The sequence below is a fragment of the Erythrobacter sp. SD-21 genome (genome assembly GCF_000181515.1).
GTDB lineage: Bacteria > Pseudomonadota > Alphaproteobacteria > Sphingomonadales > Sphingomonadaceae > Qipengyuania.
This window is the reverse complement of sequence record NZ_ABCG01000006.1, coordinates 122,940-146,073: the sequence shown is the minus strand read 5'-3', so window position 1 is coordinate 146,073 and position 23,134 is coordinate 122,940. Positions and strand designations below refer to the sequence as shown.

The 23,134-nt window shown below is 63.2% G+C and carries 25 protein-coding genes and 1 tRNA gene; 15 read left to right on the top strand and 11 right to left on the bottom strand.

Annotation, left to right across the window (positions count from 1 at the left end; genetic code table 11):
• Window positions 1-2 precede the first annotated feature (2 nt).
• Genes ED21_RS11135 through ED21_RS11125 form a run of 3 tightly spaced genes read left to right on the top strand, consistent with a single transcriptional unit; the run spans window position 3 to window position 2,844 of the window.
• On the top strand, window positions 3-1,232 hold the full coding sequence (locus ED21_RS11135; RefSeq protein WP_006834006.1) for an LptF/LptG family permease: 1,230 nt from the start codon (window positions 3-5) through the stop codon (window positions 1,230-1,232).
• Entirely contained in the window at window positions 1,232-2,329 is a 1,098-nt protein-coding gene (lptG, locus tag ED21_RS11130; protein ID WP_006834005.1) for an LPS export ABC transporter permease LptG, read from the top strand. The genes ED21_RS11135 and lptG overlap by 1 nt, the downstream gene beginning before the upstream one ends.
• Window positions 2,326-2,844 carry a GNAT family N-acetyltransferase gene (locus ED21_RS11125; protein WP_006834004.1) on the top strand — a complete coding sequence of 173 codons (519 nt, stop codon included), beginning with the start codon at window positions 2,326-2,328 and terminating at the stop codon, window positions 2,842-2,844. The genes lptG and ED21_RS11125 overlap by 4 nt, the downstream gene beginning before the upstream one ends.
• Window positions 2,845-2,885: 41 nt before the next feature.
• Here ED21_RS11125 and ED21_RS11120 read toward each other — a convergent pair whose 3' ends face one another.
• Entirely contained in the window at window positions 2,886-3,974 is a 1,089-nt protein-coding gene (locus tag ED21_RS11120) for a fatty acid desaturase (RefSeq protein WP_006834003.1), read from the bottom strand.
• 143 nt (window positions 3,975-4,117) lie between these two features.
• Between ED21_RS11120 and ED21_RS11115 the strand changes: the two genes are divergently transcribed.
• Together ED21_RS11115 and ED21_RS11110 are read left to right on the top strand one after the other, a co-directional pair.
• Complete coding sequence (locus ED21_RS11115) at window positions 4,118-5,281, top strand: hypothetical protein (protein ID WP_006834002.1); 1,164 nt, start codon at window positions 4,118-4,120, stop codon at window positions 5,279-5,281.
• A gap of 186 nt (window positions 5,282-5,467) precedes the next feature.
• Window positions 5,468-5,854, top strand: a complete 387-nt coding sequence (locus ED21_RS11110; RefSeq protein WP_233995739.1) for a response regulator — start codon at window positions 5,468-5,470, stop codon at window positions 5,852-5,854.
• Window positions 5,855-6,090: 236 nt separating this feature from the next.
• Here the strand turns inward: ED21_RS11110 and ED21_RS11105 are convergent, their stop codons facing one another.
• Window positions 6,091-6,744: a Crp/Fnr family transcriptional regulator gene (locus ED21_RS11105; protein WP_198005850.1), complete on the bottom strand. Its 654-nt coding sequence runs from the start codon at window positions 6,742-6,744 to the stop codon at window positions 6,091-6,093.
• A gap of 245 nt (window positions 6,745-6,989) precedes the next feature.
• Here ED21_RS11105 and ED21_RS11100 point away from each other — a divergent pair, with 245 nt between their 5' ends.
• Window positions 6,990-7,781 (top strand): response regulator, encoded by a 792-nt coding sequence (locus ED21_RS11100; RefSeq protein WP_006833999.1) that lies wholly within the window; start codon window positions 6,990-6,992, stop codon window positions 7,779-7,781.
• Window positions 7,782-7,883: 102 nt separating this feature from the next.
• Here the strand turns inward: ED21_RS11100 and ED21_RS11095 are convergent, their stop codons facing one another.
• Entirely contained in the window at window positions 7,884-9,551 is a 1,668-nt protein-coding gene (locus tag ED21_RS11095) for a CHASE domain-containing protein (protein WP_006833998.1), read from the bottom strand.
• Window positions 9,552-9,823: 272 nt separating this feature from the next.
• On the opposite strand from ED21_RS11095, the gene ED21_RS15645 reads away from it, so the two are divergent.
• From ED21_RS15645 to ED21_RS11085, 3 genes are read left to right on the top strand one after another with little or no spacing between them, the layout of a single operon-like run.
• Complete coding sequence (locus ED21_RS15645) at window positions 9,824-9,970, top strand: NepR family anti-sigma factor (RefSeq protein ID WP_006833997.1); 147 nt, start codon at window positions 9,824-9,826, stop codon at window positions 9,968-9,970.
• Window positions 9,970-10,578: a sigma-70 family RNA polymerase sigma factor gene (locus ED21_RS11090; protein ID WP_006833996.1), complete on the top strand. Its 609-nt coding sequence runs from the start codon at window positions 9,970-9,972 to the stop codon at window positions 10,576-10,578. Before ED21_RS15645 ends, ED21_RS11090 begins: the two co-directional genes overlap by 1 nt.
• Window positions 10,579-10,632: 54 nt before the next feature.
• Window positions 10,633-11,811 (top strand): AI-2E family transporter, encoded by a 1,179-nt coding sequence (locus ED21_RS11085; protein WP_006833995.1) that lies wholly within the window; start codon window positions 10,633-10,635, stop codon window positions 11,809-11,811.
• Window positions 11,812-11,868: 57 nt separating this feature from the next.
• Here ED21_RS11085 and ED21_RS11080 read toward each other — a convergent pair whose 3' ends face one another.
• A complete protein-coding gene (locus ED21_RS11080) occupies window positions 11,869-12,480 on the bottom strand; it encodes a superoxide dismutase (protein ID WP_006833994.1) in 612 nt (203 codons plus the stop codon).
• A gap of 190 nt (window positions 12,481-12,670) precedes the next feature.
• Here ED21_RS11080 and glmM point away from each other — a divergent pair, with 190 nt between their 5' ends.
• Genes glmM through thiD form a run of 3 tightly spaced genes read left to right on the top strand, consistent with a single transcriptional unit; the run spans window position 12,671 to window position 15,044 of the window.
• On the top strand, window positions 12,671-14,008 hold the full coding sequence (glmM, locus tag ED21_RS11075; RefSeq protein ID WP_006833993.1) for a phosphoglucosamine mutase: 1,338 nt from the start codon (window positions 12,671-12,673) through the stop codon (window positions 14,006-14,008).
• Window positions 14,008-14,232 carry a DUF1272 domain-containing protein gene (locus ED21_RS11070; protein WP_006833992.1) on the top strand — a complete coding sequence of 75 codons (225 nt, stop codon included), beginning with the start codon at window positions 14,008-14,010 and terminating at the stop codon, window positions 14,230-14,232. Before glmM ends, ED21_RS11070 begins: the two co-directional genes overlap by 1 nt.
• Entirely contained in the window at window positions 14,229-15,044 is an 816-nt protein-coding gene (thiD, locus tag ED21_RS11065; RefSeq protein WP_006833991.1) for a bifunctional hydroxymethylpyrimidine kinase/phosphomethylpyrimidine kinase, read from the top strand. Before ED21_RS11070 ends, thiD begins: the two co-directional genes overlap by 4 nt.
• Window positions 15,045-15,066: 22 nt before the next feature.
• Here the strand turns inward: thiD and ED21_RS11060 are convergent, their stop codons facing one another.
• Window positions 15,067-15,951: a TIGR00730 family Rossman fold protein gene (locus tag ED21_RS11060; protein ID WP_006833990.1), complete on the bottom strand. Its 885-nt coding sequence runs from the start codon at window positions 15,949-15,951 to the stop codon at window positions 15,067-15,069.
• 51 nt (window positions 15,952-16,002) lie between these two features.
• A tRNA-Trp gene (locus tag ED21_RS11055) sits at window positions 16,003-16,078 on the bottom strand.
• Between the two features lie 87 nt (window positions 16,079-16,165).
• Here ED21_RS11055 and aat point away from each other — a divergent pair.
• A complete protein-coding gene (gene aat / locus ED21_RS11050) occupies window positions 16,166-16,849 on the top strand; it encodes a leucyl/phenylalanyl-tRNA--protein transferase (protein ID WP_006833989.1) in 684 nt (227 codons plus the stop codon).
• Here aat and ED21_RS11045 read toward each other — a convergent pair.
• From ED21_RS11045 to ED21_RS11030, 4 genes are read right to left on the bottom strand one after another with little or no spacing between them, the layout of a single operon-like run.
• Window positions 16,798-17,283, bottom strand: a complete 486-nt coding sequence (locus tag ED21_RS11045) for a DUF2155 domain-containing protein (RefSeq protein ID WP_006833988.1) — start codon at window positions 17,281-17,283, stop codon at window positions 16,798-16,800. The genes aat and ED21_RS11045 overlap by 52 nt on opposite strands.
• 2 nt (window positions 17,284-17,285) lie before the next feature.
• Window positions 17,286-17,684, bottom strand: coding sequence for an NADH:ubiquinone oxidoreductase subunit NDUFA12 (locus ED21_RS11040; protein ID WP_002649874.1), 399 nt, complete (start codon window positions 17,682-17,684; stop codon window positions 17,286-17,288).
• 49 nt (window positions 17,685-17,733) lie between these two features.
• Window positions 17,734-18,192 (bottom strand): DUF192 domain-containing protein, encoded by a 459-nt coding sequence (locus tag ED21_RS11035; protein WP_006833987.1) that lies wholly within the window; start codon window positions 18,190-18,192, stop codon window positions 17,734-17,736.
• Window positions 18,193-18,194: 2 nt separating this feature from the next.
• On the bottom strand, window positions 18,195-18,773 hold the full coding sequence (locus ED21_RS11030) for a regulatory protein RecX (RefSeq protein WP_006833986.1): 579 nt from the start codon (window positions 18,771-18,773) through the stop codon (window positions 18,195-18,197).
• Between the two features lie 130 nt (window positions 18,774-18,903).
• Here ED21_RS11030 and ED21_RS11025 point away from each other — a divergent pair, with 130 nt between their 5' ends.
• Window positions 18,904-20,643 (top strand): fatty acyl-AMP ligase, encoded by a 1,740-nt coding sequence (locus ED21_RS11025; protein ID WP_006833985.1) that lies wholly within the window; start codon window positions 18,904-18,906, stop codon window positions 20,641-20,643.
• A 69-nt stretch (window positions 20,644-20,712) separates the two neighbouring features.
• Here the strand turns inward: ED21_RS11025 and ED21_RS11020 are convergent, their stop codons facing one another.
• Window positions 20,713-21,726, bottom strand: a complete 1,014-nt coding sequence (locus tag ED21_RS11020; RefSeq protein ID WP_006833984.1) for a PAS domain-containing protein — start codon at window positions 21,724-21,726, stop codon at window positions 20,713-20,715.
• A 159-nt stretch (window positions 21,727-21,885) separates the two neighbouring features.
• Between ED21_RS11020 and ED21_RS11015 the strand changes: the two genes are divergently transcribed.
• Window positions 21,886-23,133, top strand: coding sequence for a toxic anion resistance protein (locus ED21_RS11015; protein ID WP_006833983.1), 1,248 nt, complete (start codon window positions 21,886-21,888; stop codon window positions 23,131-23,133).
• Window position 23,134 lies beyond the last annotated feature (1 nt).

Here is a 23,134-nt window from a genome sequence, read left to right as displayed (position 1 = left end):
GAGTGCTCAATTTCCTCCCCGCAATCGACCGCTACATCGCCCGGCTCGTGATCGTGCCGATGGTGGGCGTGTTCGTGCTGGCAGCGTCCTTGCTGGTGCTCGACAAGATGCTGCGGCTGCTGGATTTCGTCGCGGTGGAAGGCGGCCCGGTGGGCGTGGTCTTCAAGATGCTGGCGACGCTGCTTCCGGAATACGCGAGCCTTGCCATTCCCTTGGGCCTGCTGCTCGGTATCCTGCTCGCCTTTCGCAAACTGGCGACGACGAGCGAGCTCGATGTCTTCCGCGCCGTGGGGATGAGCTATGGCCGCCTGCTTCGCGTGCCCTTTCTGATTACCGGCGTATTGATGACGCTGAATGTCGCGCTGGTGTTCTTCATCCAGCCGGTCAGCCGCTTCACCTACGAACGGCTCGAATACGAACTGCGGTCGGGCGCGCTGGGCGCCTCGATCAAGGTCGGCGAGTTCACCACGCTGGCGGACCGCATGGCGCTGCGCATCGAGGAAAGCGAGGATGACGGGCGGCAGTTGAAGGGCATTTTCGCTCGCGTCGCCAACGACAAGGGGCAGGTGCTGTCGATCAGCGCCAAGGAAGGCAATTTCCTCGCCACCACCGACGATCCCGACACTATCATCCTGCGTCTGACCGAAGGCACCATCGTGCAGGATACGGGCAGCCAGACGCCGCGTGTGCTCACCTTCACACGGCACGACCTGCCGATCGACCTGCCCGCGATCGAGGAATTCCGCGCCCGTGGAGAAGACGAGCGCGAGTATATCCTGCCCGAATTGCTACGCATCGGGTGGGCCGACAACCAGACCGAGAGCAAGCGCGACGCCTCTCAGGCGAGTTTCAACTTCCGGCTGGTGGAGGTCGTGATGATGGCGCTGATGCCGCTGCTTGCGGTGGCGCTTGGTATCCCGCCGAAGCGAAGTACCAGCGCGCTCGGCGTCTTCCTCTCGATCATCATGGTCGTCGCCTATCACAAGGTGAACCAATATGGGGAGGACCTGGCCGCAATCGGCATGTTCGATCCGATCCTGGCGTTATGGGTGCCGTTTTTCCTCTTCGCCGCGTTGATCTTGTGGATGTATTACCGCGTCGCCTTCGTGCCCGGCGGACAGGCCATCGGCGCGCTGGAAAACTGGTTCGCCAAGGTTTCGAAGCGGTTCGGCAAGCTGTTCCGGCGCAAACGGCGCGTGGTGCATGACGAACCGGGTGAGGAACCCGCCTGATGCAGCTCGATTTCTTTCCCTCGGCAACGCTGACCAGATATCTCGCCAAGCTCTTCGTGGTTCGCATCCTCGCGGTGCTGGTCATGCTGGTGCTGGTCCTGATGATGCTCGACCTGCTGTCGAACAGCGGCAAGATCCTCGCGGTAGAAGGCAATGGCCAGGGCGAACTGCTGAAATACGCCAGCCTGCGCGTGCCGCAATTGATTCAACGCTTCCTGCCCTATTCCGTGCTGCTCGCAACGCTCATCTCGCTCGTCACGCTGAACCAGAACAGCGAGGTCATCGCGATGAAAGCGGCCGGCCTCTCGGCGCATCAGGTTCTGGCCCCGCTGCTGCTCACCGCGCTGGTTGTCGGCGGCGTGTCCTTCGTATTCAACGAGCGCGTCGTCACCCGCGCGACCGCCACACTCAAGGCGTGGGACGCGGCCGATTGGGGGCCGGTCCCGGAAGAGTCCTCCGTCCGGGCCAATGTCTATCTTGCCGACGGAAGCAATGTGCTCACCGCCGCACAGCTGACCGGTTCGGGCGACGCCATCCGCATGCGCGACGTCACCTGGTACCGCCGCAGCCCCGAAGGCACGATCGTCGAACAGGTCGATGCCGCGCGCGCGACTTACGCGGGCCCCGGCTGGCGGCTGGAGAATATCGAGCGCTTCGAAGTCGCTGCGGCGGCCTCCAGCACGGGTGACAGCCTGGTCGTTGGTGAAGGACTTACGCCCGACCAGATCGACCTTGCCAAGATCGACCCCGATGCGGTGCCCTTCTGGGAACTGGGAGAGCGGATCGACGCCTTCGAGGACGCCGGGCGCCGCACCGGCGAAATGCGCGCCAAGTGGTGGCACAAGCTGTCCGGCCCGCTGTCTTCCTTTCTCATGCCGCTGCTAGGCGCGGTCGCCGCTTTCGGCCTTGCCCGTTCCGGCCAGCTCTTCGTGCGCGCGCTGATCGGCATGGCGCTGGGTTTTGCTTATTTCGTGGTCGACAACGCCGCCCTCGCCATGGGCAATTTTGGCGGCTACCCGCCGCTGCTCGCCGCCTGGGCGCCTTTCTTCCTTTTTGCGCTGATCGGCGAGACGGTCTTGATCCGCACCGAGGAATGAGCGACTTCGCGATCCGGCTGGCGCGTGCCGAGGACGCGGCGGGCTTCCACGAGGTCGAGGAGGACGCCGCCACCATTCTGCGCGAAGAGCCTTCGCTGGCAGGCATTCCCGTCCCGCCTTCCGAAACCGCCGAGCATTATCGCGTACTTATCGGTAAGGGCAGCTGCCTGTCCGCCGTGGCCGAGGATCGGCTGGTCGGTTTCGCTGCCGCCACCCGCGTGGGACGCGAATTGCACTTGCACGGACTGAGTGTACGGCGCGATAGCCAGCAGATGGGCATTGGCAGCACCCTGCTCCGCGCCCTTGCCATCGATGCGCGCAATTGCGGCCTGCGGGCGATCACTCTCACCACCTATCGTGACATACCGTGGAACGCGCCCTTCTACGCGCGGCACGGTTTCGTCGAGGTCGAGAATCTCGAAGGCCGCGCGCATCTTGCCGAGAGCCTCGAGGCTGCCGTGGCGTTAGGCCTGCCGCGCGACCGGCGTATAGCCATGATCCGCTTTCTAAGCTGAAGACGAGACACCCGAAGGGTGCCCGCCCCCCAGTCCCCCGCCTATTTGCGGCCCATCGTGCTGCGCGCGATGCGCGCTACGAGGACGCCCATGCCGGCATGGTTGGCGCCGTGATAGGTCGAGGCCTCGCCCAGCTCTCGGGCGAGGCGGCGGTGCGCTTCGGGCAGCGAATGATAGGGCATCGAGGGCATGAGGTGATGCAGCGCGTGATAGCGCAGGCCCACCGGTGCCCAAAGTTCGGCGATCCGGCCCGGCGGCGGCACGTTCACGCTGTCGAGGAACTGGGCGGTGACGGTCATCGCCTCGCCCTCGTTCTCCCACAGATGGGCCACCAACGTGCGCAGCTGGTTGAGCAGCGCCACGACCGAGGCGACGCCCAGCGCCACCAGCAGAGGCTTCCAGCCGAAGGCAAAGACGCTGCCGATCAGCGCCCACGACCAGAGAAAGCCCCCGGCCTCCTGAAGCAGGACACGCGGGCGCAATTCGCCTTCGGGGGGACGGCGACGGAATTCGGGATTGATTGCGAGCGCGCTCGCCCGCTGCCAGGTCAGGCGGCGGATCGGCGGAATGATCGCGCCCAGCGGCACCAGCACGGCAAAGCGGAACAGCAGCGCCACCGGGGCGAGGATCGCGATGATGACGAACAGCGGCAGGCTCCACGCGTTCATAAGCGCGAGCGGGAGATATTCCGGATCCTCCACCGTGCCATATTGCGTGCGCTTGTGGTGGAGCGTGTGGACCTGCTCGTACATGAAGGAAGGCGTCAGCATGGGAATGCCGACCAGCGCGTTCCAGGCGGTGCGGAAACCGGGCAGCGCGCCGTTCCGGAAATGCGAAATCTCGTGGATGAAGAGCAGCGCGCGGTAGAGCGACAGGACCGATACCAGCGCGAAGGCGACCGCGACGACCATGTTCTGCGCCAGGATCGCGCCGGCGAGCGAGCCGTAGCCGACCAGCGCCGATCCGATCATGTCGCTCCAGTAGATGGCCGCGCGATGCTCGGCGATATCCTTGGTCAGGTCGCGAGCAGCGCGCAGCATCGCCTTGTCGTCAGCGATCTGCGAATGCCAGCCACGTGTCCGGGGAGCGGACGCGGATTTGGCAACAGCGATGGTCTGTTCGGCGTTCATGGTCGTAATTTCCTGGGACGCCCTTTAGGGCAAAGGCACGAAAAAGGACAGTCTCCGCTTTCGATCATTGTGATCGCGTGCGCGCGGCATCCTTGACAAAGATCGGCTAGCCTACACAGGGCTAACCGAGGCTGAACGAAGGAATGCTGGTGTCCAAAAACAATATCGTGATCGACCCGGTCGATGGCAAGAAGGGGCGCGCCGCCTTCGTCGATCTGGGCCGTGAATTCGCCGCGCGCGAGCCGAATCACGTGCCGCAGCTGCGCTCCGAACAGCTGGAACTGGTCGATCCCGCGAAGAATCCCTTCTTCGGCCACGCCACTGTCCAGCTCTTCATAGCGACCCGTTCCGGCAAGCCAGTCGGACGCATCGCGGCGCATATCGACCATCTCGCGCTCGAACTGCCGCGCGAGCAGGGCATGGGACCCGGCACGGGCATGTTCGGCTATTTCGACGCCGAGGACGAGGAGGTCGCCCACGCCCTCCTCTCCCGCGCCCGCGAATGGCTGCGAGCCAAGGACATGACCCGCATGATCGGGCCGATTTCGCTCTCGATCTGGGAAGAACCCGGCCTGCTGGTAAAAGGGCAGGACCATTCGCCCATGATCATGATGGGCCACCACCCGGCGCATTACGCCGGCTGGATCGAGAGCTTCGGCATGACCGAGACCAAGCGCCTGCTCACCTACGACCTCGACATCCAGAAGGGCTTTCCCAAGCTCGTCCAGCGCATCGTCGCCTCGGGCGAGCGCAATGAGCGTATCCGCATCCGCCCCATCGACATGAAGCGCTGGGACGAGGAAATCCGCACGGTGCTGCACATCCTTAACGATGCCTGGTCGGACAATTGGGGCTTCGTTCCCTTCACCGAGGCCGAGATCGATCACGCCGCGAAGAAGATGAAGCCGATCATCAAGCCGCGGCTCAACATGATCGCCGAGTTCGACGGGCGCCCGGTCGCCTTCATGATGGTGCTGCCCGACATCAACGAGACGCTGAAGAAGGTGGACGGCAAGCTTTTCCCCTTCGGTTGGTTCCACCTGCTGCGCTGGCTGCGCAAACCCATGGGAGCCGGCATGCGCGTGCCGCTGATGGGCGTGCTGAAGGAATTCCAGAGCTCGCGTCTTGCCAGCCAGCTCGCCTTCATGATGATCGAGTTCATCCGCCGCAACGCGGTCGAGGACTACGGCAGCACGCGCGGCGAGATCGGCTGGATCCTCGATGACAACAAGGGGATGGTCGCGATCGCCGACACGATCGAAAGTACCATCAATCGCGAATATGTGATCTACGAAAAACCGCTCTGATTCCGGCCCTGCGTGGCGCGCCTGCCACACCAGCTTGCCAATCGGTCCCGGGCGGGAACTGCGGGGCCTCTCCTCGTGTTTCGAAATCAGGGCGCTCGCGATTGGTTGGCGCCTCCTATTTCGTGGATCGATGGAACGCGCGTGAAAAAGCCCGGCAAGCCGAATAGCAAACTACCCAGTCGAATCTTGCTGGTTGAAGACGATGCCGTGATCGGCCTGACCATCGAGCAGGCCCTGCTCGACGCGGGCGTTGCAGACGTCACCATTTGCCCTACGACCGACCAGGCGCTGGCCGCCCTCAGGGACAAGCAGCCGGAAGTGATCGTCCTTGATGTGCACCTGGCGGATCGCGACGATGGCTGGGCGGTGGCCGAACTGGTGCAGACACTCGGGCCAGACAGCCCACGGATCATCTTTTCGACCGGCATGCCGCAGGATATTCCCAAGGACATCGCGGAAATGGGCTGCGTGCTCGAAAAGCCCTATGATGCGCAGGTGCTCGTCGACCTCCTGCGCGAGCCCCAGCGTCGCGGGATCATCTCGCGCCTGCGCGGCGCGCTTTCGCACAATTGACAATTCCGCACTGGTTCGAATGGGACTGACGTGGGCGCGCCCGCCTCACGTCGACGCATCTGTGACGACCACGAGAAAAAAAGGCCTTCGCTCTTGTGGAGCGAAGGCCTTTCGGGATCGTATCACCAGCCGCTTGGACGGGAGGGGGGGTCTCGGCGGTGACATAAGCTAAATGAGCCAGCGAGAATGGGGTTCCCGTCTGTGCGAAAATTTTTTCGACAACAGGGCCAAGCCATTCAGATGTAAGGTCGTCTGCCCCTGCTATCACGGTCGAAGCCAGCATAGTCGGCCGCGTGCTCCATGTTGGGCACACAGATTTCGCGCGGGCCCCATTCGACCAGGCCTTCCTTATCCAGCGTACGGATGGTCCGATTCGTATGAACCAGCGATAGGCCCAGCATATCGGCGATCTGCGACTGGGTGACCGGGATCGTCAGCGTGTTGCCCTCGTTCGCGACCCCCGTCGCAAGGGCCCGGTCGAGCAGCCACACCGCAAGAAAGACAACCCGCTCCTTTGCACTGCGCCGGCCGAGCGAGACGATATGGCCTTCCAGAGCCGCCTCTTCCTTCGCTGCGAGCCAGGTCACGTCATAGCCGAGCTGCGGGTTCTCTCTGATGAGACCTTGGAAGTTGCTTCGGTCGAAATGGCACAAGCGCGAAGATATTAGGGCCTCGATCGAATGGCTGGCTGGTTCGTCGAACGCTCCCTGCAGGCCGACCAGGTCTCCAGGGAACATGAAATTGACGATCTGGCGGCGTCCATCCTCAAGCGACCGGTAGCGAATCAGTACCCCTTCGATAACGGTGTAGAGGTGACGGATATGCTCGCCTTCGCGGAAGATTGGATCGCCACGCTCGATCAGTCTTTCGCCGCGTTTTATGGTGTTCATGTAAGCGCGCTGGCTTGGATCCAGCGGCCTCAATCCGGGGCAATCGAGCAAGGGGCAGGCGATGCAATCGTAAGGATTTGCAACGTTGATCAAACCGGCACCCTCTTGCATTACACGTTACAATTGTCTGGCGCTGTTCGTCGGAGCAAATATGTCTTTTGTCAAATCGTGTGAATTACCAGCGCAATAAAGGAACCGAACCGGAAGCCGGGCGTTCTCCACGCGCAAACCACGGAAGGGGTTATATGTCGCTTGGTGACCAGATTGCTAAAAACCTGCCTTATCTCCGTCGATACGCCCGCGCGCTTACCGGCTCGCAGGCTACCGGAGATGCCTTTGTTCGCGCCACGCTCGAAGCGGCGCTGGCAGACGAAAAACTCAAGTCCTCGCTCGAAGGCGGCCGCGTGCCGCTGTACCGCGCCTTCAACAAAGTCTGGTCGAGCGCCTATATGGATGTGCCGTCCGAAGAAGGCGACACGGGCCATGAAGGCGCTGCGCAGGATCGCCTGAAATCGATCACGCCGCTCAACCGCCAGGCCCTGCTGCTGACCACGCTGGAAGATTTCAGCGTCGAACAGGCGGGCGAGATCATGGATCTCGAGACGGACAAGATCGAAAGCCTGGTCCAGGAAGCCGTCGGCGAGATCGACCGCGAAAGTGCGACCAGCGTGCTCATCATCGAGGACGAGCCGCTCATCTCGATGCAGCTCGAAGACCTCGTGACCTCGCTGGGCCACGAAGTCTGCGGAACCGCCGCCACGCGCACGCAGGCGCAGGAAGTCGTTGCGGAAAAGACGCCGGGTCTCGTCCTCGCCGACATCCAGCTTGCCGACGGCTCTTCGGGCCTTGACGCGGTGGACGATATCCTCGCGATCGACAGCGTGCCGGTGATCTTCATCACCGCCTATCCCGAACGCCTGTTGACCGGCGACCGTCCCGAGCCGACCTATCTCGTGACCAAGCCGTTCCAGGAACAGACGGTGCGCGCAGCGATCAGCCAGGCGCTGTTCTTCGGATCGAGCCGCCCGCTCGGCTGATCCGCGATACGGATTATAAAGGGGACAAGGCCGCCCGGAGAGGATCCGGGCGGCCTTTTCTTTTGTCTCGAGACTATCGTGGCGTTGCCAATAGCAGGGCGATCAATGCCCTCGGCTGGTTCCGGCCGAGGGCCGCACGCTGCGGAGCTGGAATTCGTTGGGCTCGCGCACCGGGACGAGCAGGGTACAGCGCACGCCTTCGGGATGGAAATCGAGCTCGACCGGATGGCGCAGTTCGTGGGCGACGATCTTCTCGATCAGATCGGTCCCGAAGCCCCGCTTCCCCGGCAATTCGACGCGCGGGCCGTTGCTTTCGGTCCAAACGATTCGGGCGAGTTTACCGCTGACTAGTTCCCATACGACCGAAACTTTCCCGCCCGCGCAGGAGAGCGCGCCGAATTTCGCTGCGTTGGTCGACAACTCGTGGATCGCCAAACCGAGTGAGAGGGCATCGTTGGGAGCCAGTTCAACCGGCGGACCGCGCATTTCGACCTCGTGATCCTCGTCGCCAGTATACGGCGCGAGTTCGACCTGCACGACCGAAGCGATTGGCGTGGTCCCCCATTCAGACTGGGTCAGAAGGTCATGGGTTGCCGACAGCGCCCGGATGCGGTTGTCGATACCCGTAGCGAATTCGTCGAGTGAATTGGCACGCCGTCGTGTGAGCGACACGATTGAAAGCACATTGGCGAGGGTGTTCTTCACCCTGTGATTTAGTTCGCGGGTCAGCGAGTTCCGGATCGAGTTCTGCTGCGCAAACCATTCAAGAGAGCGGGTGTCCTCCTCGGCCTGCTGGGTCAACAGGCGCGCCACAACGAGCAGCAGGCTGGCGACCGCGAGACCGAAGAGCAGTGTTATCATTGACAGCGGCGAGAGCGTGGCTTCCCTTTTGGACTGGACGACCAGCATCATCCTGCGATTGGCGAGATCGATTTCCCTTTCGACCGTCTCGCCCTCTTCCGCCCAGGCGCTGCTCGATGCCATCATAATCCGATCATCGCCATCGAGGTCGTAGAAGCGGACATTGGCTTCACTACCGGTAACCAGTTCTGAAGCCGATTCAAGGAACTGCTGGGCGTTGAAGGGACTGTAGATAAAGCCTTTGAGCGAGCGCGTAGGGCCACTGCCACTGAAAACCGGCATGTAGATGAGGAAGCCGCTTGCCCCCTCCGCACCTTCTTGCACCAGCGTGACCCGGCCGCTCGCCGTGGGCCTCAGGCTGCGGGTGGCCTGATCCATGGCTGCTTGCCGGACCGGTTCCGAATACATATCGTATCCCAGCGCCCGGCGGTTTCGCAGTGTATCGGGCTGGATATAGAGGATCGGCACGAGTTGCTGCCGGGGAAGTTCTTCTAGCGTCGGCGTGACGCGGGACAAGGACACTTTCCTCGAATTGAGACGCCTCTCGAAATCGTCGACTTCTTCCATTCCTATAGCGGGTGCCCAGCCGATCCCCTCGGCCCCCCGATAGTCGGAATCGAGCCGCAGTTCCGACACGAACTCACGAAACAGGACATCGGTAATCTCGTTCTGCGATCCGAAGAGCGCGGCCCCCGCCCGCAAAAAAGACGAACTCGAATAGGCACGCCGTTCGATTGCGGACACCATGGACTGAGCCTGGCGGTTGAGATCGGCTGTCTCGCGCACGCGCTCGCCGCGCTCGATAGCGAACACGCTGACGACCGTCACGGCCGCCACAAGCAGGAAGATCGCAAGGGGTACGGCGCGCGGGTAATCGACGAGCCATCGTCGCCGGCTGCCCCTGCGCATGAGATCATCCTGTACCAGCTTGCGCCTCGCGTCGTTCTACCCCGGTTTGGCGATACTATCCGCCGCAGCCGCTAAAGTTCCGCCCTATCAGGACATCCCGGCATTTTGCACAATTGGCGGAACCGATCCCCCGTTATCGCGTTAGGGCGAAACTATGGGATCGAATGCGGGGCCAATTTGCGCGGGACTGACGCGCCGATTTGCGTCCGCGAAGGTAAGGACGTATTCTTTTAACGATGACTTCTGAAAAACCTTCCGAAGGCAGGTCCTCTATGGGCAAGGGCAAGGAAGCAAAAGGCGAAGCGCGGCAGGATCCCGAATGGGCGAACGGCTTGCGTCAGCTTTACGATTCCGTCGTGGAGGAAGAACTCCCCGACAGCTTCAAGGACCTCCTGGCACAACTGGACAGCAAGGACTGATGGGGGCGGAGAAACGGACGGTCTCCGAAAAGGCCGATTTCAAGCGCGAACTCACCGAGGTGGTGCCGCACCTGCGCGCCTTTGCGCGCGGGCTGTGCGGACGTGCCGACATGGCCGACGACCTGGTGCAGGAAACCCTCCTCAAGGCCTGGGCCGCGCAGGAGCGTTTCCAGCCCGGCACCAGCATGCGCGCCTGGACCTTCGTGATCTTGCGCAACGCCTATCTCACCGACATGCGCCGCAACCGTTTCCGCGGCGAATACGACGAGACCGTTGCCGAGCGCGTGCTGACCGCACCAGCCGGGCAGGAGGAGCCTATCCATCTGTCCGACATGCACCGAGCCCTTCTGACGCTCCCGCCGGAGCGGCGGGAGGCGCTGCTGCTGGTCGGTGCGGGCGGTTTTTCCTACGAGGAAGCGGCCAATATCTGCGGCTGCGCCGTGGGCACGATCAAGAGCCGCGTGGGCCGCGCCCGCAGCGCGCTCAACACCATGCTGGCTGACGGATCGATCCCCAAGCGCTCGATCGACGACGACACGGCGCATCGTGCGATCCTCGAGGAGCTCGACGATGTTGCCGCAGGCCAGGGTGTCGCGGCGCGCAGTTGAGCCGGCCGGGCGCGCGGTTGCCCGCAAGGGCGGCGCGCGGGAAATAGGATGGGAATGAGCGAGGGCGAACCACAGTCCAGCGAAATATCGACCCCGGCCGAAGTCCACCACGGCCGGCGCTTTTCCTTTGCCGAACAGGAACTGCGCCTCATCTCCGCCCTCGTCGTGCTGATCGGCCTCGGGGTGTTCTTCGCCCTGCCCTTCGTGCTCTCGATCGGATCGGTGGTCTTCCTGCCCGTAGTGACGGCGATCATCCTCACGGTGATCCTCTCGCCGCTTGCCGACAAGCTGACCGGCCTCGGCCTGCCCAACGCGCTGTCCTCGCTGGTTTCCCTGCTCGTCTTCTTCGCGATCCTGCTCCTGGCCCTTGCCCTGATCCTGCAACCGGCGATCACCCTGTTCGACGAGCTCCCCGACCTGTTCCAGCAAGTTGGCGAGCGCTTTACCGAATTGCGCAACCAGTTCGCCTGGGTGGCCCAGATCAACGAACAGCTGGCGGCCCTCGTCGATCGCGGCGAGGGCCGCGAAGTGGTTCTGGCCACACCGAGCCTGCTCGAAGAGGTCGCCTTCGCCACGCCGACCATCGTGGTGGAAACGATCCTCACCCTGTTAATGGCCTTCTTCATGATCGAGGCGCGGGTGCGCCTGCGCCAGAAGCTCCTGTTCGGGAGGACCAGCTTCGGTACCAGCATCAAAGCGGCACGGGTCTTGCGCGAAGTGCAGGACCGTGTGGCAGCCTACATCCTGACCGTGGGCCTCATCAACGCCGGCGTTGGCGTGGTGGTCGCCCTTGGCGCCTGGGCGCTCGGTGTCGATGCCCCGATCATGTGGGGCGGACTTGCTGCAATCCTAAACTTCCTGCCCTATATCGGGCCAACGATCATGATCGGCCTGCTGGCGCTGTTCGGCATCGGCACCACCGAAACGGTGCTGCTCGGCCTCGTCCCGGCCACCGCTTATCTCGCGCTGCACACGGTGGAGGCGAATGTGATCACGCCTTCGATCCTGGGCGCGCGTTTCACCATGAACCCGGTGATGATCCTGATCGCCCTGTCCTATTTCACCTGGGTATGGGGCATCTTCGGCGCGCTTCTCTCGGTGCCGATCCTGCTGATGCTGACCGCCCTGTTCGACCATATCGGCCGCCCGAACCTTGTCGGCTTCATCTTCGGTGAGCCCCTGTTTTCCAACAATCTGCTCGACATGGGGCAGGACGAGGCCGGCGAGACATGAAAAAGCCCGCCGGGCGGATGCTCCGGCGGGCCTTCGATGTCTCTCAGGAAAGCTGCCTCAGCAGGGATACTGCCAAGTCGTACCGCGCGCGAGATTCTCGCTTGCGAAGCTCCAGTTGATCTTGCTGCTCACCGCATTGAGATATTCGGGGCGAGCGTTCTGGTGGTCGAGATAATAGGCATGTTCCCAGAGGTCGATCACGAGCAGCGGGTTGACGCCGTCCTGATCGGCCAGAGTGTCGCCATCGTGGGTTTCCTCGATGGTGAGTTCGCCGTTCTTGACCGCCAGCCAGACCCAGCCGCTGGCGAAATGACCTGCGCCGCGCTCTTTCAGCTTGTCCTTCAGCCCGTCGACCGAACCGAAGGCGTTGTCGATCATGGCCTTCAGTTCGTCCGAAGCGGAGGTTTCTTCCGCCGCCATCGAATGCCAGTAGAAACCGTGGTTCCAGCTCTGGGCGGAGTTGTTGAACAGGCCCTGGTCGCTACCGCGGGCGGCCGCGATGACTTCTTCCATGGTTTTACCGGCAAGGTCGCCGCCTTCGATGGCCGCGTTGGTCTTGTCGATATAGGCCTTGTGGTGCTTGCCGTGATGGTAGCTCAGCGTCTTGGCCGAAACGGCCGGTTCGAGAGCGCTATCGTCATAAGGAAGGTCGATCAGCTCGAACGCCATAGATATTTCCCCTTTGTGAAAAACTCGGTGTAAATCGGCACAGGCAATCGCCTGCTTGCGACCCTAACGCATGGAAGCGCCCGTGGTTGCACTAGGCCGCGACGAGCGGCACGGAAAGGGGGCAAGCGGTCTTTTCTTGTGTCGCCATTCACGCCAGAAGGGCGGCCAGGCAAACTCACGAAAGGCTTTCATGGCACGGACATACTTCGGCACCGACGGAATTCGCGGCCGCACCAACGAAGGCGTGATGACCGCCGAGACCGCGATGAAGGTCGGCCAGGCAGCGGGCACACATTTCCTGCGCGGCGGCCACAAGCACCGCGTCGTTATCGGCAAGGATACGCGCCTGTCGGGCTATATGGTCGAAAGCGCGCTGGTCGCCGGCTTCACCAGTGTCGGCATGGACGTGATCATGACCGGGCCGCTGCCCACGCCTGCCATCGCCCTGCTCACCCGCGAAATGCGCGCCGACCTCGGGGTGATGATCTCCGCCAGCCACAACCCATTCGAAGATAACGGCATCAAGCTCTTCGGCCCCGATGGTTACAAGCTGTCGGACGAGGCGGAAATGGCCATCGAGACGCTGATGACGCAGCAGCCTCTCCTCGTCAGCCCCGAGCGGATCGGACGGGCGCGGCGGATCGACGATGCCAGCGGGCGCTATATCCACGCGGTCAAGCAATCGGTGGCGAGCGATGTGCGCTTCGATGGCCTCAAGGTCGTGGTCGATTGCGCCAACGGAGCGGCTTACAAGGTCGCCCCAAGCGCAATCTGGGAACTGGGCGCGCAAGTGATCGCCATGGGCGTCGAACCCAACGGCACGAACATCAACCGCGATGTCGGCTCGACCTCCCTCGACGCTATCAAGGCCCGCGTGGTCGAGGAAGGCGCGCATATCGGCATTGCGCTCGATGGCGATGCCGACCGGCTGATCGTGATCGACGAGAAGGGCAACACGGTCGATGGCGACCAGATCATGGGCCTCATCGCCACGCGCCTGAAGGAGCGCGGCGACCTCAGGGGCGGCGGCGTGGTGGCCACGGTGATGAGCAATCTCGGGCTCGAACGCTATTTGGCAAGCCAGGGCCTCACTCTGGAACGCACCAGGGTCGGCGACCGCTATGTCCTCGAACGCATGCGGCAGGGCGGCTTCAACGTCGGCGGCGAGCAGTCGGGGCACATGATCCTGAGCGACTACGGCACCACGGGCGACGGCACGGTGGCGGCGCTGCGTGTGCTTGCCAGCGTGGTCCGCTTCGGCAAGCCGGCGAGCGAGCTGCTCCATGTCTTCGATCCCGTCCCCCAATTGCTCAAGAACGTGCGCTATTCGGGCGGCAAACCGCTTGAGAACGAGAGCGTGAAAGCCGTGATCGTCGAGGCGGAGAAGGAACTGGAAGGCAAGGGCCGCCTGGTCATCCGTCCCTCGGGCACCGAGCCCGTCATTCGCGTCATGGCCGAGGGAGACGACGCGCGACAGGTCGAGACGGTCGTCGACCGGATTTGCGATGCCGTGAGGGAGGCCGCCTGATGCTGGAGATGCGCCCCGAGTGCGAGCGCTGCGGCACGGACCTTCCGGCCGAGGCTTCCGGCGCCTTCATTTGCAGTTTCGAGTGCACGTATTGCGCCGATTGCGCCGATGCGCTGGACGATCTGTGCCCCAACTGCGGCGGCGAACTGATGGACCGGCCCACCCGCGCACAGGACCTGCTGGAAAAATACCCGCCCAGCACGACGCGGAAGTTCAAGGGGTGAGCGAGACTGCCGCCCCGCCCCGCATCCTCTCCATTGCCGGCTCCGATTCCTCGGGCGGCGCAGGAATCCAGGCCGACATCAAGACGATCACCATGCTCGGCGGATATGCGATGACCGCGATCACCGCCGTCACCGCGCAGAACACGCGCGGGGTGCAGGGGATCGAGGTGATGCATCCCGATCTCGTGATGGACCAGGTCGAAAGCTGCCTTGCCGATATCGGTGCCGACGCGATCAAGATCGGCATGCTTGGCTCGCCCGAGATCGCCATGCGGCTCGCCGAACGGCTCGATACCTTTGCCGGCGCGATCGTGTTCGACCCGGTCATGGTGGCGACCAGTGGCTCGGTGCTGGCCGACGAGGCGACCATTGCCGGCTTCGGCGCGCTGATGGAGATCGCAACCGTGGTGACGCCCAACCTGCCGGAACTCGCCGCGCTGACGGGCCGCGAGACCGTGGGCGCGGAAGAGGTGTTCGAAGTCGCGCTGGAACTGGCCGAGGCGCAGGACACCATCGTGCTGGCCAAGGGCGGGCACGCGGCAGGCGACCAGGTGATCGATTATGTCGTTTCTGCCAGCGGCAAGCTCGCTAGCTTCGGGCACGCGCGGATCGACACGCGCCACACGCACGGAACGGGCTGTACGCTTTCCGCCGCGCTGGCGACCATGCTCGCCCACGGCCAGCCGCTTACCCACGCCATCCGCATCGCCCGCGCCTTCACCCGCGTTGCAATCGAGCAGGCGCCGGGTTTCGGCGAAGGCAGCGGACCGCTTGGCCACGAGGCCGTGCGCAAGCTGGAGGCGGACGACTAGCGCCCGCCTTCCCGCTAACGCGTTACAGCTCGTAGAACGCGCTGATGTGGTCCCAGGCCTCGTCCGCGGTTTCGCACCAGCGGAACAGGTCCAGATCCTTCTTCGAGATCGTGCCTTCCTCGGCAATCGCCTCGAAGTTCACGACGCGGGTCCAGAAATCCTTGCCGAACAGCAGGATCGGCATGGGCTTCATCTTGCCGGTCTGGATCAGCGTGAGCAGTTCGAAGAACTCGTCGAACGTGCCGAAGCCGCCGGGGAACACCGCCACCGCCTTGGCTCGCAGCAGGAAGTGCATCTTGCGCAGCGCGAAGTAGTGGAAGTTGAGCGACAGATAAGGCGTCACATACTGGTTGGGCGCCTGTTCGTGCGGCAGGATGATGTTGAGGCCGATGCTTTCGCCTCCCGCATCGCTTGCCCCGCGGTTGGCCGCTTCCATGATCGAGGGGCCACCGCCCGAGCAGACCACGAACTGGCGCTTGCCGTCCTCTATGATCGACTTCTCGGTGACCATTCGCGCCAGCTTGCGCGCCTCGCCGTAGTACTTGCTTTTCGCGACCAGGCTTTCGACCACCTTGCGCTCGTCCTCGGGCAGGTCCTTTGCCCCTTCGAGCGCGGTTTCGACCGCTTCGGGCGGGGGAATGCGCGCGCTGCCGTACATCACCATGGTCGAACCCACGCCTGCCTCGTCGAGGATCATCTCGGGCTTCAGGAGTTCGAGCTGGAAACGGACCGGGCGCAGTTCCTCGCGCAGGAGGAAATCCTTGTCCTGGAACGCCAGCTTGTAGGAAGGATGCGCGGTTTGCGGAGTGTGGACCGCTCGGCCCTTCTTCTCGAACTCGGCTTCTTTTTCCGCGGGATAGAACTTGCGATCCTTCAGATCGCGCTTTTGCTTTTCTTCTTCTGTCATGACGGGGGCGATAGTGCGGCCATGCGTCAGCGACAAGTCATGAAGAGAAAATGGCAGGGGTGACAGGATTCGAACCCGTGGCCCTCGGTTTTGGAGACCGATGCTCTACCAGCTGAGCTACACCCCTGCAGAGGAAGGCGCGCACTAGTATAGCCTTGCGCGCTTGGCAAGACACGTATCGCAGCAACGCCAACAAACTGGTAGGACTTCGTCCATGCATGCTCCCGTGCCCGACACCATCCCGGCCGAATTGCTGCTGCGGGCCTATCGCAGCGGGGTCTTCCCGATGGCCGATCACCGGAGCGACCGGGAAGTCTACTGGGTCGAGCCGCGCGAACGGGCGATCATCCCGCTGGACGGGCTGCATGTCTCGAAAAGCCTGCGCAAGATCCTGCGGCAGGATCGCTTCCGCGTCAGCTGCGACGAGAATTTCGCCCGCGTCATAGCCGCCTGCGCCGAACCGCGCGAAGAACTGGCCGAAAGCTGGATCAGCCACCAGATCGAGGCGAGCTACATCGCCCTGCACAAGGCGGGCCACGCCCATTCGGTCGAAGTCTGGCAGAGCGGGGAGCTCGTCGGCGGGCTCTACGGCGTGGCCTTCGACCGGGTGTTTTGCGGCGAAAGCATGTTCAGCCGTACGGCCAACGCCAGCAAGGTAGCGCTGGCCTGGCTGGTCGCCGCCATGCGCCGCGCAGGCTATGCCCTGCTGGACTGCCAGTTCATGACCGAACATCTCGGCAGCATGGGAGCGGTCGCGATGCCTCAGTCGGCCTATCTCGGCCTGCTCGCGCGGGCGAGCAGCCCGGCATCATCGAGCATTCCTGCCGCGATTGCCGCGGCGAACGCTCACTCCTCGCCCGGGAATTCCATCGCGCAGGATTTCACCCAGACATCGTAGATAGGGTGCTCGACCACATTGATCGAAGGCTTGTTCTTGAACAGCCAACCCGAAAAGACACGCCGGAAATCGCTGGTCGACCCGCGTTCGCGCACCAGCACCTGAACGAAAGCGCCTTCGTCCTTTTCCATTTCCCACGGCGCGGTGCGTTCACAGGCGCGCAGGCGGATGATGACATCGCCGACCCGGCGCTGTTCGCCCGGCTTCAATTCGAGGTCCTGGCTGAGGTTGTTGCGCTTGTTGAGCAGCCCGATGGTCGCGGTGCGCTCTTCCATCGGGGTGCCGATTCCGGCATCCTCGGCAATCACTTCGGGCAATTCGACGCCCTTCAGTTCTTCTGGGATTTCGGTCTGGACCGGCTCGGGCGCAGGCGGATCGTCCGCACAGGCGGCAAGCGAGCAAACCGCTGCAAGAAGCGCGACCCGGCGCAGCATGGTCAGGCGTCCGGCGACCAGGCTTCGTAATCGCCGACGGCGCGGGCGCGTTTGCCGCCCCGCTCCAGCGCGCCCTGCGGCCGATAAGCCGTCTGCGTGCCCGTGGCGTTGGGCGTGTAATCGACTTCCCAGATGCGTGCGGGCGGAAGATTGCTTTCCGGTACATCGTCGAACGCCCCGTGCAGCCAGCCGTGCCATTCGCTCGGCACGCGGCTTGCGTCGTTGGAACCTTCGTAGATCACCCAGCGCCGTTCGCGCTGGCCTTCGCCGCGCTTCTTCGAACGGTAATAGGTGTTGCCCTGTGCGTCGGTTCCGACCTTCTCGCCGTTCCGCGAAGACCAGAGCATCGTGCCGATGGTCGCGCCATCCCACCAGGTGAAAATCTTGCCGAGGAAACTCATGGCGCGCGCCTAGCGGATTCGCAGGCAAAGGCCAAGATACCTTGCGCGCCTACCAGCTGACCCCGTCGCCGGGCTCGATCCCGAGTTCCGCGGCGCGACCGCCGGGGACTTCCAGCACTGCGCTGGCCGAGCCGACCGAATAGATCTGCTGTTCCGAATATGGTTCGGCCATGGCGGCGATATTGGTGATTCTCCCGTCAAGCCCCACGAAAATGATATCGAGCGGGATCGGGGTGTTCTTCATCCAGAAGGCCTGCGCGGTCGGCGCGTCATTGGGGAACAGCATCGCCTCGTCCGGGCCGAGCCGGGTGCGATGCATCAGCCCTTTGCGCTGCAACTCGGGTGTATCGGCCAGTTCGGCGCGAAAGGTATGCGAGCCCTCTCCGCTCGAAATGACCACGGGCACGATCCGATTGCCCGATTCGGCGTGGATTGCGGGTTCCGCCGGGTCGGCAACGGCCGTGTCGCCCTGGGGCGAGCAGGCCGCCAGGAGCGCTATGGCGCCCAAAATCAGTCCCGCGCCTCTGCAACCCATTCTTCAAGCTCCGCCTCGCTCTGCGCCTCGACTGCGCGCCGGGCGTGCTCGAACGAATGGCCTGCGCGCAGGATCGCGGCAAGCTGCTTTTCGCGCGCCTTGTGTGGCGCTTCGGGACCGGGGGCGGCGGATGGCCGGCCGAAGGGACCGAAGCGCCGTCTCCGGACATAGGCGAGCAGCGCTTCGCGGACTTCGGCCTCGGCGGGTCGGTTGCCCTCGCGCACGTCCTCGCCAAGACCATCGGCGCGCAGTTTCTCGTCCACCCGCCGCGCGCCATAGCCGCGCGCCAGCAGTCCGGAGGTTTTCATCCGGGCAAAGGCCTCATCGTCGACATAGCCCTTGGCGGCAAACCGTTCGACGAGTCCCGGAATATCGGGCTGCCCCTCCCCCTCCCAGCCGCGCTCGCGCAGCTTGCGTTTGAGGTAGGATTCCAGCTTGCCGGAGGAAGTCATGAAACGCGCCACATAGTGCAACGCGAGATCGTTCAGCCGCGTGCGGTCGAGCGGTTTGGGTATGCGACGAGTGCGCCTGCGTGTTGCATCACCATCAGCCATCGGCCATATTCGTGCCACAAACCTTGACGATTGGGAAAGGCTGAAAAGACTGTCGCTTATGGGAGGGTGGCATCTGTTCGCACGAGGGTCGCCGCTAAGGCATTGTTTTCAAAAGGTATAAAAAGCAAATATGACCGACGCCGTTTTGACGCCGACGCCGAACGACTGCAACCTGCCGCGACGCAGGAGCGATTTTGCCACTTTCAACGAGGCGATCGATTACGCTGCGCGCAGCGAAAAGGGCCTCAATTTTCACGATATGCGCGGCAATCTGTCGCGCGTGTATACCTTCTCGGAAATGCGCGCCGACGCGCTCGAGCTGGCCTACAAGATGGTTGCGAGCGGGATCGGCAAGGAAGACCGCGTGGCGCTGGTCGCGGAAACCAGCCCGGAATTTGCCGCGCTCTTCTGCGCTTGCATCTATGTCGGCGCCTGGCCGGTGCCGCTCCCGCTGCCGACCACCTTTGGCGGCAAGGACAGCTATATCGACCAGCTCAAGGTGCAGCTCGACAGCAGCGATCCAAAGATCCTGATCTATCCGCCCGAAATCGCCGAAATGGCCAAGGCCGCCGCGGACCAGCAGGGCTGCGAGGGCGAAAGCTGGGATGTCTTCGCAAAGCGCGAAGGGCCGGAATGCGACCTGCCCGAAGCCCGCCCCGATGATATCAGCTATCTCCAATATTCCTCCGGCTCGACCCGCTTCCCGACCGGCGTCGCTGTCACGCACGAGGCGCTGCTCCACAATCTTTACGGCCACGCCACCGGTGTTGATCTCGGCGAGAACGACCGCGTGGTCAGCTGGTTGCCGTGGTATCACGACATGGGACTGGTCGGCTGCTTCCTGTCGCCGATCGCCAACCAGGCTTCGGTCGATTACATCAAGACCGAACATTTCGCGCGCCGCCCGCTCGCCTGGCTCGACCTTATCAGCCGCAACAAGGGCAATACGCTCAGCTATTCGCCGACCTTCGGCTATGACATCTGCGCGCGCCGCATTTCCAGCCAGAGCCATGTTTCGGAGCGCTTCGACCTCTCGCGCTGGCGCACCGCCGGCAACGGCGCGGACATGATTCGGCCCGACGTCATGCAGAACTTCGTGAACGCCTTTGCCGAAGCCGGCTTCAACGCTTCGGCCTTCACGCCGAGCTACGGCCTCGCCGAGGCGACACTGGCGGTTACCGTCATGCCGCCGGGCGAAGGCATTCGCGTCGAACTGGTCGAGGAAGAGCGCCTTTCGGGCCGCCCGCGCGACCTCTCCAAGCCCGCGCGCTACCGCGCCATCGTCAATTGCGGCAAGGCGCTTCCGGGCATGGAAGTCGAGATCCGCGGCGAGAACGGAGCGGTGAAGGGCGACCACCAGATCGGCAAGGTCTGGTGCCGTGGCAAGAGCGTGATGCACTCCTATTTCCGCAACGAGGAAGCCACCCACGATTGTCTTGTGAACGGCTGGCTGGACACAGGCGACATGGGCTACCTTACCGATGGCTACCTGTTCATCGTCGGCCGCGCGAAGGACATGATCATCATCAACGGCAAGAACCTCTGGCCGCAGGATATCGAATGGGCGGTCGAGCAGCTGCCCGGCTTCAACCACGGCGACATTGCCGCCTTCTCGATCGACACGGAAAATGGCGAGGAAGCGCCCGCTGTGTTGGTGCATTGCCGCGTGTCCGAGCCCGAGGAACGGCTTAAGCTCCGCGACCAGATCGCCGATAAGGTCCGCGGCGTGACCGGCATGAGTTGCGTGGTCGAACTCGTGCCCCCGCGTACGCTGCCGCGCACCAGTTCGGGCAAGCTCAGTCGGGCCAAGGCTAAGCGGCTTTACCTTTCGGGCGAAATACAGCCGATCGAGCTCGACCTGGTCGCCTAAGGTTACTGAACAAGCGCCGGTGCCCGCACGTCATCGGACGTCTCATCGGAACGCTGGGCCGCTGATCCCTTACGCCAGAGTGCGCAGGTAGAAGGTCGCGGCTGGCCCCGAACTGTGCCACTCGACCCTGCTCGTGTGGCTGCCCGTCGAACCCAGTCGATCAAGCAGGATCATGCCTGCACCGACATGCTCCGGCGTGTCGAGCGGCTCGCCGATATCCTCGTGCCAATGCATGCAGAGCAGGTGCTCTTCCTGGGTGGCGGACAGGGTGATCTTGCCCTTGTCGTCCCGCAAGGCGCCGTATTTCAGCGAGTTGGTCTGGAGCTCGCCCACCATCAGGGCGAGCTGTTGCACGCCATCGTCGCCGAGCGGGACCTCCGGCATCTCGAGCACCTCGATCCGCTCGCCTGCCCCGCTTGCGCCCAGCACCTGCTCAAGGGCCGCCGCGGCCGATACCGGCTCTTCACGATGGACCGTGAGCATGTCCTGAGCTCTCGCCAAAGCGGCGATCTTCCGTTCTAGTTTCACCTGCATGTCGGCCGCGCTGTCCGAATGGCGCGACAGGAGTTTGGCAACCGAGCCAACCACTGCGAGCTGGTTTTTCAGCCTGTGACGCATCTCGTGTGCGACGCTGTCGGAATGTTTCGCCTGCTCTTCCGCCTCCTCGCGGCGCAGTTGCTCGCTCATCCGGCTCATGTATTCCGTCACATCCCGCGAAGTCGCCAGGATATGGCGGAGCCTGCCGTCGCGGTCGCACACCGGACCCACGCTGACATCCCACCAAGTCGGTGTTCCCGCCAGCGTCGGGCAGAGCGCCTCGAAGCGCGATTGCTGGCCGCGACGGGTCTTGTCGATCGAAGTCTCGATATGATGGCGCGCTTCCTCCGGCCACAGCGTGGCCCATTGCTTGCCGACAACCTCCGCGAAATCCTCGATCGCCAGTGCTCGGCGGCCGTTCTCGTTCATATATTCGATTTCGCCGGATGCATTGAGGAGCTTGATGCAATCCTGGCTCTGGTCGAGAATTGCTGCAAGCAGCAGTTCCGATTCTGCGGCAAGTTGCCGTATGGTACTGGTTGGCATGATGCGTCCCCGTCTGGCCTCAATCGGCCCCCCGGCGACTCGCATAGCATAGATTGTTGTTTTTCAGGACTCTTTAGCCAGCTAAGGTAAGTTCGCTTGAATATCCTGTCTTAGCTTCCTAATACAGGTCCAGGAATGTAACGGAGGTCTTCGCCCGACATGAGTGATGCAAAACCGCAGGCTGGCACGGCTGCTGCGCCCACGACCGCACCCACCACCACGGCGGCCCCGCCCGAATTCGACCTCACCCCGCCCGATCCTGTTCCGGCCGTCGCTCCTGAAAAGGCTGCGGGCCTCGTTCCGGTCTCGGAAGAGGTGAAGAGCAAGCTGGAAACCAAGGTCGACGGTTTCGTCGAGGACCTGATTGCGCAGGACGCCAATTCGCCCGAATTCGGCAAGAAGGTGGACCAGCTGACCAATATGGGCCGTAAGGAAATCATGGCGGCGGCCGGCATGTCAAACCGCTTCCTCGACCGCCCCGTGCGCGCCATGGACAAGGACGAGGGCGTCGGCGCCAATCTCGCCGAACTGCGCCGCGTCGTGGAGGACCTTGATCCGGGCAAGCGCGGCAAGTTGTCGGGCACCCGCAAGTTCCTCGGCATCATCCCCTTCGGCAACAAGCTGACCAATTACTTCCGCAGCTACCAGAGCGCGCAGACGCACATCCAGTCGATCCTCGGCAACCTTGCCAGCGGCAAGGACGAGCTAATCATGGACAACGCCGCGATCGACGTCGAACGGCAGAAGCTGTGGGAGGCGATGGGCAATCTGGAACAGATGATCCACATCTCCAACACGCTCGACGCCAAGCTGGAAGAAAAGGCCGCCGAACTCGACGCGACCGATCCGGCCAAGGCCAAGGCCGTGCGCGAGACCGCGCTGTTCTATGTCCGCCAGCGCACGCAGGACCTGCTGACGCAAATGGCGGTGAGCGTACAGGGATATCTCGCGCTTGACCTCGTAAAGAAGAACAATGTCGAGCTGGTGAAGGGCGTCGACCGCGCCAGCACAACCACCGTGGGCGCGCTGCGCACGGCGGTGACGGTGGCCGAGGCGATGACCAACCAGCGCCTCGTGCTGGGCCAGATCACCGCTCTCAACGACACGACCGCGGGCATCATCGATTCTACCAGCACCATGCTGCGCGAACAGACGGGCAAGATCCACGAGCAGGCTGCCGCAAGCACGATCCCGCTCGAAACGCTCCAGCGCGCCTTCCAGAACATCTACGATACCATGGACGAGGTCGACGAATTCAAGGTCCGCGCGCTCGAAAGCATGAAGCAGACCGTCACCGTCCTGTCGGACGAGGTCGAGAAATCGAAGGGCTATATCGCGCGCGCCGAGGGCCAGAGCCAGGCGCAAAGCCGCATCGCCGACGACAGCCTGCTGAGCATCGAAGGCTGAC

Coding starts and splice junctions, on each gene's coding strand:
- ED21_RS11125 (WP_006834004.1), top strand. CDS start 2,326: ATGAGCGACTTCGCGATCCGGCTGGCGCGTGCCGAGGACGCGGCGGGC.
- ED21_RS11120 (WP_006834003.1), bottom strand. CDS start 3,974: ATGAACGCCGAACAGACCATCGCTGTTGCCAAATCCGCGTCCGCTCCC.
- ED21_RS11030 (WP_006833986.1), bottom strand. CDS start 18,773: ATGGCTGATGGTGATGCAACACGCAGGCGCACTCGTCGCATACCCAAA.
- ED21_RS11080 (WP_006833994.1), bottom strand. CDS start 12,480: ATGGCGTTCGAGCTGATCGACCTTCCTTATGACGATAGCGCTCTCGAA.
- ED21_RS11025 (WP_006833985.1), top strand. CDS start 18,904: ATGACCGACGCCGTTTTGACGCCGACGCCGAACGACTGCAACCTGCCG.
- lptG (WP_006834005.1), top strand. CDS start 1,232: ATGCAGCTCGATTTCTTTCCCTCGGCAACGCTGACCAGATATCTCGCC.
- ED21_RS11020 (WP_006833984.1), bottom strand. CDS start 21,726: ATGCCAACCAGTACCATACGGCAACTTGCCGCAGAATCGGAACTGCTG.
- ED21_RS11070 (WP_006833992.1), top strand. CDS start 14,008: ATGCTGGAGATGCGCCCCGAGTGCGAGCGCTGCGGCACGGACCTTCCG.
- ED21_RS11090 (WP_006833996.1), top strand. CDS start 9,970: ATGGGGGCGGAGAAACGGACGGTCTCCGAAAAGGCCGATTTCAAGCGC.
- aat (WP_006833989.1), top strand. CDS start 16,166: ATGCATGCTCCCGTGCCCGACACCATCCCGGCCGAATTGCTGCTGCGG.
- ED21_RS11045 (WP_006833988.1), bottom strand. CDS start 17,283: ATGCTGCGCCGGGTCGCGCTTCTTGCAGCGGTTTGCTCGCTTGCCGCC.
- ED21_RS11015 (WP_006833983.1), top strand. CDS start 21,886: ATGAGTGATGCAAAACCGCAGGCTGGCACGGCTGCTGCGCCCACGACC.
- ED21_RS11095 (WP_006833998.1), bottom strand. CDS start 9,551: ATGCGCAGGGGCAGCCGGCGACGATGGCTCGTCGATTACCCGCGCGCC.
- ED21_RS11105 (WP_198005850.1), bottom strand. CDS start 6,744: ATGAACACCATAAAACGCGGCGAAAGACTGATCGAGCGTGGCGATCCA.
- ED21_RS11040 (WP_002649874.1), bottom strand. CDS start 17,684: ATGAGTTTCCTCGGCAAGATTTTCACCTGGTGGGATGGCGCGACCATC.
- ED21_RS11115 (WP_006834002.1), top strand. CDS start 4,118: ATGCTGGTGTCCAAAAACAATATCGTGATCGACCCGGTCGATGGCAAG.
- ED21_RS11085 (WP_006833995.1), top strand. CDS start 10,633: ATGAGCGAGGGCGAACCACAGTCCAGCGAAATATCGACCCCGGCCGAA.
- glmM (WP_006833993.1), top strand. CDS start 12,671: ATGGCACGGACATACTTCGGCACCGACGGAATTCGCGGCCGCACCAAC.
- ED21_RS11100 (WP_006833999.1), top strand. CDS start 6,990: ATGTCGCTTGGTGACCAGATTGCTAAAAACCTGCCTTATCTCCGTCGA.
- ED21_RS15645 (WP_006833997.1), top strand. CDS start 9,824: ATGGGCAAGGGCAAGGAAGCAAAAGGCGAAGCGCGGCAGGATCCCGAA.
- ED21_RS11060 (WP_006833990.1), bottom strand. CDS start 15,951: ATGACAGAAGAAGAAAAGCAAAAGCGCGATCTGAAGGATCGCAAGTTC.